15 protein-coding genes are annotated in these 14190 nt (G+C 61.1%); 9 read left to right on the top strand and 6 right to left on the bottom strand.

Annotated elements, in window-relative coordinates:
• From ABIB51_RS13425 to ABIB51_RS13415, 3 genes are all read right to left on the bottom strand, one after another.
• Window positions 1-1632 (bottom strand): APC family permease, encoded by a 1632-nt coding sequence (locus tag ABIB51_RS13425; RefSeq protein WP_354188763.1) that lies wholly within the window; start codon window positions 1630-1632, stop codon window positions 1-3.
• 373 nt (window positions 1633-2005) lie between these two features.
• Window positions 2006-2299 carry an alkaline phosphatase D family protein gene (locus ABIB51_RS13420; RefSeq protein ID WP_354188761.1) on the bottom strand — a complete coding sequence of 98 codons (294 nt, stop codon included), beginning with the start codon at window positions 2297-2299 and terminating at the stop codon, window positions 2006-2008.
• Complete coding sequence (locus ABIB51_RS13415; RefSeq protein WP_354188850.1) at window positions 2260-2610, bottom strand: hypothetical protein; 351 nt, start codon at window positions 2608-2610, stop codon at window positions 2260-2262. Before ABIB51_RS13415 ends, ABIB51_RS13420 begins: the two co-directional genes overlap by 40 nt.
• A 149-nt stretch (window positions 2611-2759) precedes the next feature.
• Between ABIB51_RS13415 and ABIB51_RS13410 the strand changes: the two genes are divergently transcribed.
• Both ABIB51_RS13410 and ABIB51_RS13405 read left to right on the top strand, forming a co-directional pair.
• Window positions 2760-2882, top strand: coding sequence for a DUF6609 family protein (locus tag ABIB51_RS13410; RefSeq protein ID WP_354188844.1), 123 nt, complete (start codon window positions 2760-2762; stop codon window positions 2880-2882).
• Between the two features lie 197 nt (window positions 2883-3079).
• Complete coding sequence (locus ABIB51_RS13405; protein ID WP_354188759.1) at window positions 3080-3712, top strand: HD domain-containing protein; 633 nt, start codon at window positions 3080-3082, stop codon at window positions 3710-3712.
• A 263-nt stretch (window positions 3713-3975) separates the two neighbouring features.
• Here ABIB51_RS13405 and ABIB51_RS13400 read toward each other — a convergent pair whose 3' ends face one another.
• Window positions 3976-4947 (bottom strand): DMT family transporter, encoded by a 972-nt coding sequence (locus ABIB51_RS13400; protein WP_354188757.1) that lies wholly within the window; start codon window positions 4945-4947, stop codon window positions 3976-3978.
• Window positions 4948-5021: 74 nt separating this feature from the next.
• Here ABIB51_RS13400 and ABIB51_RS13395 point away from each other — a divergent pair, with 74 nt between their 5' ends.
• Together ABIB51_RS13395 and ABIB51_RS13390 are read left to right on the top strand one after the other, a co-directional pair.
• Window positions 5022-5330 (top strand): ArsR/SmtB family transcription factor, encoded by a 309-nt coding sequence (locus ABIB51_RS13395; protein ID WP_354188755.1) that lies wholly within the window; start codon window positions 5022-5024, stop codon window positions 5328-5330.
• 114 nt (window positions 5331-5444) lie between these two features.
• Window positions 5445-5831 (top strand): gamma-glutamylcyclotransferase family protein, encoded by a 387-nt coding sequence (locus tag ABIB51_RS13390; RefSeq protein ID WP_354188753.1) that lies wholly within the window; start codon window positions 5445-5447, stop codon window positions 5829-5831.
• A 153-nt stretch (window positions 5832-5984) separates the two neighbouring features.
• On the opposite strand, the gene ABIB51_RS13385 is transcribed toward ABIB51_RS13390, so the two are convergent.
• Together ABIB51_RS13385 and ABIB51_RS13380 are read right to left on the bottom strand one after the other, a co-directional pair.
• Window positions 5985-6368, bottom strand: a complete 384-nt coding sequence (locus ABIB51_RS13385) for a tautomerase family protein (protein WP_354188751.1) — start codon at window positions 6366-6368, stop codon at window positions 5985-5987.
• A gap of 643 nt (window positions 6369-7011) precedes the next feature.
• A complete protein-coding gene (locus ABIB51_RS13380; protein WP_502916131.1) occupies window positions 7012-7605 on the bottom strand; it encodes a TetR/AcrR family transcriptional regulator in 594 nt (197 codons plus the stop codon).
• A gap of 393 nt (window positions 7606-7998) precedes the next feature.
• On the opposite strand from ABIB51_RS13380, the gene ABIB51_RS13375 reads away from it, so the two are divergent.
• The 5 genes from ABIB51_RS13375 to ABIB51_RS13355 all read left to right on the top strand — a co-directional run bounded on the left by ABIB51_RS13375 (window position 7999) and on the right by ABIB51_RS13355 (window position 14186).
• Window positions 7999-8877 (top strand): alpha/beta hydrolase family protein, encoded by an 879-nt coding sequence (locus tag ABIB51_RS13375; protein ID WP_354188749.1) that lies wholly within the window; start codon window positions 7999-8001, stop codon window positions 8875-8877.
• Between the two features lie 387 nt (window positions 8878-9264).
• Window positions 9265-9582, top strand: a complete 318-nt coding sequence (locus tag ABIB51_RS13370; protein WP_502916130.1) for a hypothetical protein — start codon at window positions 9265-9267, stop codon at window positions 9580-9582.
• A 421-nt stretch (window positions 9583-10003) separates the two neighbouring features.
• Window positions 10004-11518 (top strand): relaxase/mobilization nuclease domain-containing protein, encoded by a 1515-nt coding sequence (locus ABIB51_RS13365; RefSeq protein WP_354188840.1) that lies wholly within the window; start codon window positions 10004-10006, stop codon window positions 11516-11518.
• A gap of 33 nt (window positions 11519-11551) precedes the next feature.
• Window positions 11552-12784 (top strand): hypothetical protein, encoded by a 1233-nt coding sequence (locus ABIB51_RS13360; protein ID WP_354188747.1) that lies wholly within the window; start codon window positions 11552-11554, stop codon window positions 12782-12784.
• Between the two features lie 151 nt (window positions 12785-12935).
• Complete coding sequence (locus ABIB51_RS13355; RefSeq protein WP_354188745.1) at window positions 12936-14186, top strand: M48 family metalloprotease; 1251 nt, start codon at window positions 12936-12938, stop codon at window positions 14184-14186.
• Window positions 14187-14190 lie beyond the last annotated feature (4 nt).

Genomic DNA, 14190 nt, shown 5'->3' with positions numbered 1-14190 from the left:
CTATTTCTTTTCCAGTAGTAGGGGGTGTTCGGAGTACACGGGTGGCAAAATCTCATCGGTCTCCTCGAGCGTGACGCGGCCGACCTGGGCATAGGTTGCAGGCTTCTTGGCCCGCAACCAGAACCCAAGAACCAGTCCCGCGAGGACAAAAGCGCCGATGACGTAGGGAATGGCAATAAAGACGGGATCCCCCACCGCGGTTCCGGCGGCAAACGCCGCGTTCTCCAACAGCAGATAGCACACATACAGCATGCCCACGCCGCCAAGGCCAGGGGCCAGGAACGTTTTGAACCAGTGGGCGGTCTCGGGATGTTCCTTGCGTCCGTGGAAGTAACCGATGACGGCAAAGGCCGCCATCGCCTGGACGATGAGGATCGCACCGGTGCCCAGAATCGCCATCAGCGTGTACAGGCCCGTGTAGGGGTCCCTGCCCGTGGCGAAGAAGAACAGGACGATGGCGGTGGCGAGGCCGCTCTGGACGAAACCGGCAATATGCGGGGAACCGTGGCGCGGATGGGTGCGCCCGATGGTTTCAGCCAACCCAGGAAGGTGTCCTTCGCGGCCGATGGCGTAAATGTATCGGGCGGCGCAATTATGAAAGGCCATGCCGCAGGCGAAGGAACCGGAGAGCAGCAGTATCTGGAACATGACCACGGCCCAGTGACCGATGTTCTGCTCCACCGGCCCGAAGAATACCCATGGCGCCGTGGCGCTGTCCTGGGCCAGTGCGATGGCGTTGGTGGGGCCGGTACCGACGATGGCGAGCCAGGAAACGAGAACGTAGAAGATGCCGATACCTAGGACCGAGGTCATGATGGCGATAGGGATGATCTTCTTCGGGTTCTTGGATTCCTCGCCGTACATGGCGGTGGATTCGAACCCGACCCAGGACCAGAACGCGAAGAACAGTCCGATACCCGCTGTTCCGACGGCCGTAACGGTCGTGCCGGTCATCGGGTTGGTGAAGGACCCGGCCACGTTGTTGAAGGCACTGAGCGGATTCAGTGATTCCCAGGACCAGCCTTCCGGCCCTCCGCCATGAATCACGACGCTCACAGCGAGCAGGGCCAGCATGAAGATCTCGGCGACGAGGAACACGCCCAGAATCTTAGTCGCCAGGCTGAGGTCGTAGTAGGTCAGGATCGCGTTGACGACCAGCATGCCGACGGAGAAGAACACCCAGCTCACATCGACGTGGAACAGGTCCAATACCAGTGATTGGCCAAAGTAGCCGAAGATTCCGACCAAGGCTGCCTCAAAAACGATGTACGCCAGGGACGTGAGAAATCCGCCGACTAGCCCGGGGATCCGCCCCAGCCCCTGTGAGACGAACCCGTAGAACGCGCCCGTGGATGTGATGTGCTTGGCCATGGACGCGTAGCCGATGGCGAAGAGGCCAAGAACGATGGTTGCAACGAGGTAGCCCGCAGGGGCCCCGGCGCCGTTGCCGAACCCGATAGCGATGGGGACGTTGCCGACCATGGCGGTAATGGGGGCGGCCGTGGCCACCGAGAGGAAGAGGACACCGACAAGGCCAATCGCGTTGGCCTTGAGACGGTGCACTTGGCGCCCGGGCTCAGCACCGGGGTTTTCAGTGCCTTGTCCTAATGGCGTGGTGCTGTCTGACGACATAGCATCTCCTGTGCAAAAGTGGGACCCGCGTCCCAAACCTGAGCTTGATAACGTGATGCAAGCTACATTGAACGGTAGGCGACGGACTCCACAATGGGTCATCCTAATCTCAAATATTGAGAATGAGTGCTCCTTCGATCCGGCCTGCGGAACCGAGCCTCAAAATCCAACATGGTCATGGTGGCGTGTCCACCGCCATTGATATGTTGAGCCTGCAGGAATTACCAAGGTCGCAGTGGCGCGCCTTTTCTGGCAGATCTCGAACACTTGACACATCTCTCCGGAGAAAGGGACGCGACGGCGGGAAAACAAGGTTGCCATTGTCACGGGCGGTGCGCCCTGGAATCGGCAATGCAACCGCTGAACCTGGGTTTCATCGAGTGTTACGTCGAGAACGGAATAGCCGTGCGAATCGAAGCCCAGGTACCTTCACATGCGGGTTGGCCGCTGTGAAAGCGTCTTCGACGCCCACGGATCCGGGTAGGGGCGGAACGTTCAGGATGTCGGCGAGATTGTCGCTCGTGACAGAAGTGCGGACCAGTTCCTCGGCCACGGAATTACCGGTTGCCGGGTAGTTGGCGGGATCCGCGGGGATGCCGCAGGCCCAGCCGGAGTGGATGTTGCCGGCTACGAACACGGTGTCTGGCCGAGAATCCGGGCGAGCCATTTCAGTTCATCCACCGAGCAGCCGACCTGCCGGAACCAGGAGGCATCGCATGAGCGACAAAGACGTGGTTTACCACCGGAACGTCCCGAGGTTTCGGCCGGGAGTGGGCGCTGGCGGCTCTGGAACCCGGCGATAACATCGGTGCCACCGCCAGGGACGCCGCCGCCCTGATGATCTTGGCTCGCCGTCTTGCTCGTGAGAGCGCACATGCTATCCGTGGCGGCTTCAAACAGCTCATCCACCACCGACTCTGGTTTTCCATACGTGAATCGACAGTGCCGCATCGCCGCTTGCAGGTCGGCAACAGTCATGCGCTTGTTCGCCCTCGATTGCTGGCTTCAGGAGTGGAGGTACCAGCCCAGGAATAGGATGATCTCGAGCAGTTCGGTCTGTTTTTGGTCCAATCTCGGACAGCTGATGCCAGCCGTCGGAGCGGGGCTGTCCTCGGTGCTCTTCGCCGATAGTCCGAGGACACTTTTGGCTGGGACTCTTCGCCCTCGTCGGCATCCACTTTCTCCCGTTTCTCCCCGTCCACGGCAGAATTGCAGGAATTCTGGACGCCGTGCTGATCGCGACGCTATAGCAGGATTTCTCCTCCCCGGCGTGGCAATCCCGGGCTTCATCATCGTGCACGGCTTCCTCCAGCTGCTCGCAGGAGTCCTTTACCTGAAGCTCGCCCCTCACCTGGTCAGCAAAAGCCCCCAAAGGAATGGCAGTATATAGTTGATATCTGTCATTTCTGCCATTTTAATACGGACGGCCAATCGTTAGCGTGGGGACATGACAAGTTCAATCGACCTGCCGGCCACCCCGGTCGCCCGCACGGCACTCGCTGTAGTACAGGCTTCGGAGAGTCCCTCGGTAGCCAATCACAGCATTCGGAGCTTCCTGTTTGCGGAACTCCTCGCGAGGCACGAAGGCGCACTGAACGATGCGGCATATGACCGGGACCTTCTCTTCGCCGCCTGCGTCATGCACGATCTGGGTACCGGCACCAAAGCACCTGGCCAGCAGCGGTTTGAGGTGGAAGGCGCCGATCTGGCAGCCGAAGTCTTGACCCAGCATGGTGTGGCGGCGGGGGACGTTGACCGGGTCTGGGAAGCGATCGCCTTGCACAGTTCACCGGGCATCGCCGAGCGTCGAGGGCTTCTCGCCTACCTGACAACGGAAGGGATCGGGATCGACTTTGGCCACAAGGCCGACGTCGTCATGTCACAGGAGCAACGCATCCACGCAGAGTACCCGCGGCTGGACATGGTCAAGTCGCTCACTGACTCGATCGTCACTCACGCCGCCCGTTCGGCCGCCGCCGCGCCGCGCTACTCACTGCCGGGCGAGCTTGCCCGCGAAAGAAAAGAGCAAGGTGTCAGCGGCATGGAACTGGCTTCGTCTTCTTCCGTGTGGGGATGCTGACCGCCAGCACCGAACGCACGCGGCGAACTTGCGGCTTTAAAATCCACTCCAACTTCGACCGACAATAAGGCGAGCGGGCAGCGTTTCGCTTGTGCGGTGGCACGCAAGCGGACAAGCGGCGAGCTGGCGGCATACTCCGTGCTCAAGCTGGCGCCCAGCAAGCTCAGCCCGTTCACCGAAGTCAATCATCATCTGAATCCTCCCAGTCGCTCACTGCCCAGCTCCGGCTGGAACATCAACTTTTAACTGTCGAAGTTTCGCGGCTAGCTGGCGGAGGCTTTGTATTCCCGGGGTGCATCGCTTCGGGCCTGGGCGACCTCGATCCGTGGGGTGGCTTTCGCCTGGCGGCGCGTGACCAGGTTTACGGCCAGAAGCGCAGCGAGCGTGAGGGCCACTCCTGCGATTTCGCCGCCCGTGGGCTGGTGTCCGCGGATGGCTTCGATGGTGAAGGCCGTGATGGGGACAAGGTTGATGAACAGCACACCATTGGATGCCCCTAACGTGGCGACGGCATAATTCCAGGTGAGTACGGCGAGTACCGTGGCCGGAAGTGCCATGTAGACGATCTGCCACAGGACGGCGCCGACGTCCCCGCCCGATATGGGCGGCTCGTTCCACGTCATTAAGGTGGTGAGGACGAGGATGGAACCCGTTCCCAGCAGGCAGGTGTGCGTGGTGAACCGAAGCAGGCTCAACTCACAAAAAGAGCCGCGGCTGGTCGTATAGATGACCCATGCGATCACGCCGGCAAAGGTCAGCGGAACGCCCAGGCCGAGACTACCGTGGAGGACTGCGGCCGGGTTGCCGTTCCCCAGAACCAGGGTGACACCGACGAGTGCGATGGCGGAGAAGAGGAAGACCAGGCCGGCGGGGCGTTTCCTGGTGCGGGCCCACATGATGAACAGCGTGACCATCGGCAAGGTCGCCATGACCAAGGAAATGGTCTGCGGCGCCGAGTAGGCCAGGCCTGCGTACATGAGCATGTTGAATCCTGCGAAGCCGATGGTTCCCACCAGCCACAGGCTGCCGGCCCTCCGGCCGGGGATGAGTGCCCGGGGCCCCTCTTTGAGGGCGAGTATGACCATGAAGACGATCGTTGCCAGGATGAACCTGGCGGCCGTCAGCTGGAACGGTCCCAGATGGGGAAATGCGGTTTTGGCGATGGTGAACATGCCTCCCCAGGTCAGGGCGGTTGCCAGGCCGCCTACGGCGGCGAGTGAATGGGTGCGGGTCATGGCGACTCCAAGTGTTCGTGAATTGACGAATACACGAACACTGTACATGATGGTGAGACGAACGAAAGGCCTGCATGAAACCCCTGTTTCACCCCCGGGTAGATGACCTGGACCTGTCCACAATCCTGCACGCCTGCGCCGATCCAACTCGGCTTCGGTTGCTTGCCGACATCAACACCGAACCCGGCAAGACCTGTGGAACCTTCGAAACCGAACTTTCCAAATCCACGCTTTCAGCACACTTCAAAGTGCTCCGGGAATCTGGTCTCATCCGCCAGGAACCCGGTCCAGGCAACAGCCGGCTTAATTGGCCAAGGACCGCGGAAGTCCAAATGCGATTTCCCGACGTTATCAGCGCCATACTCAAGTCCGTGACTCGTTAGTCATGGCTGAACTTCGATGGAGCGGATGACGAGGATAACTTTTCGCCCGGCATTCAGTGAGGCCGTCCGATGGGCCGCTCCCAGAGGACGTCCGTTCGTTGACGGCGCATCCGAGTGACGAAAATTCTGCCCAGGGAGCACCGCCTGGCCCACCAGGAACCCACTACAACCTCTGCCCCGACCGAGCTGGTCTTCTCGTTCGGCACCTTCTTGGATGAGAAGGTGCAGCAGTCGCTGTTCGGTACCCGGGTCAACATGGTCAAGGACTCCTTAATCGGGCACGGAACCACAGATGTCGTCATCAGCGACCTGGATGTGATTGCCAAGAGTGGCAAGAACGTTCACCTCGGCCTCGTCCGGCGCGAAGGTGACACGGTATCCGGCGGGCTGCTGGCTCTAACCCCCTACGAGCTGGCCGCAGCCGACGCATACGAGGTCGAAGCCTGCGGAGGACGCGGCCCAGCTTTCCCTTGTCGTGCCGGGTGGCAGTTCAGCGTTTAGCCGGGCCTCGTAGCCGCCTGGGCGAGCCGTGTTGGCAGGATGCCGGCTCGTGGGCACGGCAACGGGCTTTAGGATTTCCAGCGTCCAAGTGGACTCTTCAACCTGGAAACTGACGCCAATTCCTGCCACCCGACGACACTGCTGAGCGTGTGATCACCGAACGTACTGGGCCTCACCGTTCCCGAAGGACCAATTCTCCTTGGCCACTTCGATAAGGCCTATGAATACGTCTTCACGGCGCATGTCAAGGCGGGTGTGCAAACGGTTGGCTATAGTCCGGTACAAGCTCTGTTTCTGTTTCACGGATCGGCCTTGGTTGAGAGTTATGTGGATGAAGACCACGTCATCGGAGCGGCTGATATCCAGATAATTGGGGTCTGCAACAAGCGCGTGGGACTTGTGTTCCTGTATGACCTGGAACCGGTCGTTGGCAGCTACTCCCACGACATCAACGAGAGCGCCGTATACGATATCGCCGATCTCTGCGCGGTATTCGGGGCTCCTGCCCTCCCGTAAGTCGATTCTAACTAGCGGCATTGCTTATCCTTTGATATTCATTGGCTTGCGGCAAGGGCTGAACGGGTTCAGTGACTTGGTTCGCATTGGAAAGTGAGGAAACTCAGGGGAAACGGGAGGCGCTAACTTTGTTTCTCTATGACCTCCGCATGCTGGCACGCCAGCATGCGGAGGATCCCTACCGCCTCATCGAATGGCTGCCGTGACTGTCAAAGGAAAGAACTGTTCGTGGGCTCCGGCTCCCATTCGGTGCGGTATCCGGACGGGTTCACCAAGACACAGACAAGATGCTCTCCCAGAGCGGGTGCGAGGGCTGCAGCGCTGCGGATCAAGTGCCTTGACAAGCCTCACCCGACCCCGGGCACGATAGGTCCGTCCAACCAGTCCTCATGGGACACAAGAACCTCGGATGAGACGCGCGGCGGCGACGATGAGCAGGTCAGTTCCAGTTGCAGTCGCCACGGCGTAGGCCATGGCCGTGTAGAGGAGCCCAACCAAACAGCCATCGCCGGGCCGGCGGTTGGGACGAGGGCTGTGCCGACAGTACGGGGTGCGGCGAAGGCCGCCGAGTCCCTTGACGGGCGTAGAAGACTCTCAAACCTTTTTCCAGCCCAGCGGGCACGCCGCCGGCCATCCGCAGGCGGAAGCCGGCTGGAGGTGTTGATTACCATTGCCCGTAGATCCGGGCCAGCGCGCGTTTCGCCGCGGTGTACGGCTCGGCCGAGCCGGTGAGGAGCGAACGCGCATTGGCCGCCTCCAGGAATGCCGTCGTCTCGAACACCAGTTGGTTCACGTCGACGCCATGGAGTTCTCCGGTGTCGGCTGCGGTCTGGATCTGGGAGCCCAGCAAGGAATGCCATTCCAGAAGCGCCTTCACAACCGCTTCCCTCACCGGGCCGGATTTGGAATCCAACTCCGTGCCGGCGGCCGCGAAGAAGCAACCGCCGGTAAAGACCCGGTCACGGCTGTAGGAAAGCCAGCCGTCCAGAAGGACCCGAAGTCTTGCCAGACCGGGTGCGGTCCTAAGGGAGGGCGCCACGACCGCGGCGATGAAAACTTCCCGCGCCGCCTCGACCGTCGCGATTTGAAGCTGCTCCTTCGAACCGAACAGCACAGCCACCCCGCTCTTACTAAGCCCTGCCCGGGAGGCCAGGCCCCCGATCGAAAGACCCTCGAGCCCTTCGACTGAGGCCATGTTCACCGCCTCATCCATCACAATTTTTCTCGATTTCAGGCCCCTGGCCGTTCTGCCATCCATGCTGACCTCATCTCTTTGTGCACTTAACAATAATTATACTGTACGATCGTCCATATAGTTGGTGGTTCGCCATATCGCCCGTCCAGCCTCCCCCCTCGCTGGACCTGTGAATGCCGGACACATCGGCACGTTCAAATTCAAGATTCTGACGACCATGCAGACAATCGTGACGCTATCGTCGCGGTCGGAGTAGCGGTGGCCGGGGGTGTTCTTCCATTTCCGCATCCAGAGCGGTCTCCAGGACGTTTTTCGTCGACCGGTTAAACAGCTCGTCCGGACGGAGCACCTCGATCACCGGCAGTTCTCAGGAGGAATTTAGATGTCTACCCACACGTCGGCTTGCAGTGACTCCGAACGACGGCGTGCTAAGGAAGACTGGAAGGACCCACAGCTATGACCGGTAGACCCCTGACAGTTCGCTGCGAAGACGGCTACGAACTCCGAGGACACATCTGGGAACCTTGCTCCCTCCACGGGCAATTGCCCGGCCGCGCGGTCGTCGTCGTTGGTGCCACCGGAGTTTTAGCCTCGTATTACCACCGCTACGCCTCTTTCCTCGCGGAGAACGGTTTTACCGCCATCACCTTCGATTACCGCGGGATCGGGCAGTCCAGGGAAGCGAACATCAAGAACCTCCAAGCCAGCTGGTACGACTGGGGACTGAAGGACATTGACGCAGTTCTTCATTGGGCCATTGACAACGTCAGCCAAGACCTTCACGTTGTCGGCCACAGCTTTGGCGGATTCGGCGTCGGTCTGGCAAAACACGGCCAACAGGTAAAACGACTTCTAACCGTCGGCGCTCAACACGCCCACTGGAGGGACTACCGGCCCGGACACCGGCTGCACTTTTGGTGGCGTTGGCACATCCTGATGCCAGCCATAACGCTTTGGCACGGCTACTTCCCCGGCAAGAGTCTCGGATGGCTCGAAGATCTGCCTAAAGGCGTTGCCCTGAACTGGGCGAGAAGCCCTAAAGACTTCCCCGCCGGGGCAGGCCCTATGCGGAAGGTGGTAAAGGAGCATCAGGCTTCCTTCACAGCCGCGACCCTTGCCGTTTCTGCAACGGACGATCCGTTCGCATCCGAGAACGCCATCATGCGGGGACTGAAGTACTACCCGAACAGCCCCGCCATCGTTGTGCAGCTAAAGCCCCACGACCTCAACAGCCCCGAAATCGGACATTTTGCCCTCTTCCACAGCCGCTTCCGTGGCACATTCTGGCTCGGAACCCTCCAATGGCTGCGCGACGGGACTAATCCCTGGGCCTAAGCACAACAAAAGCTGTACTGTACCGACCATCGTCAATGACTCGTGTTCGATGCTGCGCCAGCAGCAGCCTGCCTGCAAGGGATGGGTCGATGCCGATTCGGCCTAGCCAGGCGGATGTGTTCCAGCTAACGCAAGGCCCGGCCGTCCAATCGGTCAAGATCCTCCGTTATACCGAACGGGCAGTTTGGCAGTGTAGAGGCCGCGGACCGGCCAGTTACGAACCCGTGGATCTGGCGCAGGCGACCTGTGGTTTCCCGAGGTGCGGATACCCGTCGGGACCGGCAAGCCCCGGCTCCTGCCAGTGTTGGTGATGGGGTCTTCGCATTCACGGTTCATCATGGCCCTGATGATCCCGTCCCGGATGACCGGGGACCTGCTGGCCGGGATGTGGGAACTGATCCGGTCCCTCGGCACGGTCCCGCGGAGACCGATCTGGGACAACGAAACGGCATCGGGAGGCGGAACAGCTACGCGGCCGGCGTCGCGGCATTCGCCGGGGTCCTGGCCACCAGAATCGTGCAGATCAAACCCTACGATCCGGAGTCCAAGGGCGTGGTGGAGGGGGCCAACCAGTTCCTGGAGACCTCCTTCCTGCCCGGCCGAACCTTCACCTCCCCAGCCGATTTTAATGCCCAACTCGACCAATGGCTGCCCATCGCCAACGCCCGGCTGGTCGGCGGACCGGTGCCCGACCCGCGGAGCTGATCGCTAAGGACAAGCCGGCGAGGCTGGGGTTACCGCCGGTTGTGTTTCGTCAACTTTGAGTCGGCCAGTTCGGCGGTAAGAACAGGCCACGTGGCTAGATTTCCTGCCATTGCGGCGGTGTGCCTATTTCATCAGGGCATTTTTGGCTCTGTAGGGCTCTCCGCGGAACTGCAGGCGCCGTGAGCTGGTTTTTGGCCAGGGATGCGAGCTCCCTATCCAGCCGGACCTCGTCCTCGGCTCTGCGCAGCATCATGACCAGGCTCAACTCCCAGCTGGAGACACTCGAACCCCTCCAGCCGGACGAAGCAGGACGGACAGTGGCTACCCAGGAAGGCATCGAGGCAACTACGAACGAAATACTCTCTCAAGTCGACAACCTGCAAGCCATTCGCAGTTGATTGTCGCCGGCGATGCCGCGATCATGGCCTGGTACGACGACGGTGTCTTGGACCGTGACGACGCCCTTGCCATTGCCAAGCACCTTGACCAGCCGCGCAAGGCATACAGTGTGTCCGTTCAGATCAAAGACATGCAGTGGGATGCGGCCAAGAAGGAACGCGTTCATGTCGGCTACAAGGACGCCAGCGTGTGGCACTGCTCCCTGAGCCTGCGCGCCGAAGAGGGTGCGCTGACGGACCAGCAGTGGGGCGATATTGCCAACGACTTCGTGGATGCCATGGGCTTCACGGAAGCCAGCGGAAAGGCCCGCTGCCGGTGGGCGGCTATCAACCACGGCACGAGTGAGAACGGCAACCACCACATCCACCTGGCCGTGTCTCTGATCCGTGAAGACGGCACCAAGGCATCGACCCACGGAGACTACAAACGGGCACAACAGACCTGCCGTGAGCTGGAGGTCAAGTACGGTCTCGAACAGCTCTCCAGCGTGCACGCCACCCGCGGCTACGACCGCGCCGAGAAGGCCACCGCTGGCCGCGACGAACGAGAGATGCACCGGTCCTCTCTGGCACGAAAAGTCCGTGCCAGTGCCAGCGCCTCCGCGACCGAAGATGAGTTTGTCCGACGCGCCCGCGACACCGGCATGCTGGTCCGGCCGCGCTACGCGAAGAACACCACCGACGTTATCGTCGGCTACTCCGTGGCCGAACGACCCAAGCCTGGACAACGGCCCGTCTGGTTTGGCGGCGGAACCCTCGCCTCGGACCTCAAGCTCGGTGCCCTGCGTGAGAACTGGATGGACTCCCCGCAGCTGGCCACTGCTGCTGCAGCTGAGTGGAACGCCGCGGCCCGGAACCGCCGCACCGTCTCCAAGATTGGTCCCGAGAACGGAACCCCGCCGGAACAGATGTGGGTCGAGTACACCCGGAACGCAACCGCCTTGGCGGATCAGCTGAGGACCATTCCCCGTGACGACCACGCCACCTGGGCGAAAGCGGCGAGGGACGTTTCCGGTGCGTTCGCAGCATGGTCCCACCGCCTCGAAACAACGCCGGGTCCGCTCGCCGCCACCGCCGCGGAACTGTCCCGCACCGCCCAGCTCCGGGCGCCCCGACAGCACGGTAAGCCGGTCGCCCTGCCCTCCATTGCCGGTACCGCCATGTTGTTCATGGCAGCTTCCAGCAAAAACAAGACGGCGGCGCAGACGGCACTCATGGTTCAGCTGATCAACACCGCCTTCGCGGTTTACGAAATGCACCAGCAGTCCGGACGCACCCGTGAGGCTCAGCGCATCCGGGCAGTAGTCGAGCAGCAGCTGGCTCCGTTCACCGCCACCATGCCCAAGCCAGTCTTGGTGGGTGCGGAACAGGGCGCTGCAACAGAAGCGGCAGTGCCGCCCAGGGCCGTCGACATTGCCCGGCGCGGCATGGCGCCGATCCGTCCTGGATCGGTACTGCCGGAGACGCCGACACCGGCGACGCAGACCAAAACTTTCCAACCCAGCCGACGTGATTCCGCGTCGGGCCTGGACCGATAAAGACGGACACGACCTAGTGCAAAGGGGAACACGATGAGTGATTCGGACGGAATGGATGACGTTGTCGACGGCGGCCTGCGGCAGTCGCTGATGATCGGTTCACGCATTGCCGAAACGCTGGCCCGCCGCCGGCAGGAGTCCCAGCGCCATGAAGAGCACGCATCTACCCAGGCAGCCCATGAGGCGAACGCCCGCTTGGCAGCGGAGCGCAGCGCAGCGCGGGCGGCCCTCGCCCCGGTCGACAAAGAACAGTGGTGGGACAAGGCGCAGCCCCGGGACATCACCACGGCGTACACCGCCGCAGAATCCTGGAAGGACCACGACCCCGCTGCGCTGGCCGCTTCGGAGAAGATCCGGCAGGAGGTTTTCAACCGCTACGGCATCGATACCCGAGATGTTGGAACGGACGCCGCCTATCTCGAGTCAGGCATACAGACCATCACCACCGAACGAGCACGACACGAAGCGCTTCAGCGCAGCCAGGAAGAGACCCGCGCGGCAGCCGCCGAGCACGAAAAGGCCATGGCCCTGCTCGCTGCGTCCCGCATCGAAGAACTCCGCGCCCAGGCTGCAGTCCTGGCGCCTGAGATGGAACGCCACGAGGTGCCAGTCGAATACCTGGCCAACCCGGAACTAGCCGCAGCTCTGCAGATGGCCCGCGAAGCCAAGACTCCCGCGGCCATCGAGGCCGCCGACGCCACCGTGAAGGAACGCCTCTTCCTGATCGGCAAAGACGGAGTCAATGGCCCCGACATTGACCAGCTCCGCAAAGAGACCGCCGAAAGCGTCAACGGCGCCGGCAAACAGCACTTCGAAGACCTCGGGTTCGTCCGGGCCGCCAAAGAGATGCACGAAACCAAGCTCCTGGCAGAGGCAGGCTTCACGGGCTCCGAGCGGACCCCGATGGAACAGCGGTACGAGCAAGCCGAGAAGGAACTTTTCACCCGCATGGAAAGCGTCGGCCGCGAAATCGAGGACCGGGTCACCGGCCACGACAGCAGCCGGCTAAAGAATCAGGGTCTAAAGGCAGAAAGCGCGTCGGCCGCCGGCTACGGTTCAGCGGAGCACCTGGGGAAGTTCGCGGATTCATTGGAGAGCACTGGGGCGAATGAAGCCCAGGTCCGTGGTCGGCTTGCCGCGGCCCGCAGCGAGGGCACGCACCCCAGCGCAGCCGTTGCGTCAGGTAAGGCTGTAACCAAGGCCCGGAAGTCCCGCACCGGCGCGTCTGTGGGTGCGGAACGGGGTAAAGGCGGCCTGTCACGCTGATCCGGGCAACTGCCCCTAACGGCAGGAAAGGGGTCCTTGCTGCGCCTGCCGTCCGGCTGAGCAATAGTTCCGGTTCCGTTCACCCTGTCAATCGACCCAGGATCGTCATCCGGTGAGGCTAAGATAAGCGAACTATGGGGGGCAGTGAAGCATGACGTGGAGTCTTGAGTCGGGTAGGAAAGCATTCCTGGGTACGCACAGGGGAATGCCAGACCGGAGCTTCTGGTATTACCTGTTGAAGAGCCAGGGTAAGAACGAAGAGCTGGCATCTGAGAAACTGCAGGATGTGCTCACTTGGGTGCCAAACCTGTCGAACTGCCCTGAACTCGATGGAGAAATATCGAGGCTATTGAAGGACAAGGAACTTCCGAAGACTTGGTCAGATTTTTTAGGTTCAATCTTCGTCGGGCGCACCCTGGAGACTGAAGTCAACGCTGATTCCAAGCAGAGACGCGGCCAAGCATGGGTAGGGATCTCCTTCCAATACACAAGTGCCATACCAGCGTATATAGCAGCATACGACCGGTGGACAGCAGCCTTTCAACGGCGCCAAACGACCCAAAATGATGACCCCGCCCCCATCATGGACGCCTTCGCTGGCATCGCAATTTCACGGTCCTCGTGGGCCGACAAGGACACTTTCGCCGGTACACACCCAACGTTGTCAACGGGCCCGCGCGGTCGCAATGCGGAGTACTACGACGAGGTAGTTCTAGCTGCGGAAATGTTCATCATTGGTCACGAATATGGACATCATCTTCTCGGACACACGAGTAAACGCGCGAAGAGCTTCCGTTTGACCGAACACCTTCGTGATGAGCTGAAGAAACTCGGGCTCTACAGGCTTGTCTTCTTGCGCTCTGCTTCCCAGACAACTGAGCCCGTCGCCGTAAAGAATCCAACTCCATTGCGCCCCCAGAACCCATTGGTCCTCCAGAAGGAAGAGCTATTGGCCGATATCCTCGGCCTGGAACTTGTAGGCATAAGCCGAGGTAGCGCTAAGGCAATCGCGGTCCAGCGAGCAGTGATCGGAGCGGTATGTGCATTGCTCGCTGAAGCAGACATCAAACACCACTGGTTCCTGGGAGAGGGCGACACCCATCCGAGCACTATCGATCGCATCGCCGTCCTCCTCAGGCTCACCAAAAATCTCTTTCACAGGGATGGCGAAATAGCGGCCAACAGTATGCTGGATCGGCTCGTATCTCAGCTGGCGGCTTTTTCAACCGCATGTCTCCAGGCGTCGCTGCACGGCAAGGAGCCGACTATTTATCCTGCCCCTACATGGAACCAGTGTGTGAGAGCCATGGAAACTTCCTCTGTCGCACTGGCAACGACGAGGGCAAATGTCGCCGCCGTCAAGATGAAGGGGATGTCTTGGGAAGTCGACAACGGCCAGTAACGTT

It is taken from the genome of Arthrobacter sp. UYCu712 (assembly GCF_040547005.1).
Lineage (GTDB): Bacteria > Actinomycetota > Actinomycetes > Actinomycetales > Micrococcaceae > Arthrobacter.
The sequence above is the reverse complement of the archived record's forward strand: the minus strand, read 5'-3'. Positions and strand labels throughout refer to the sequence as shown.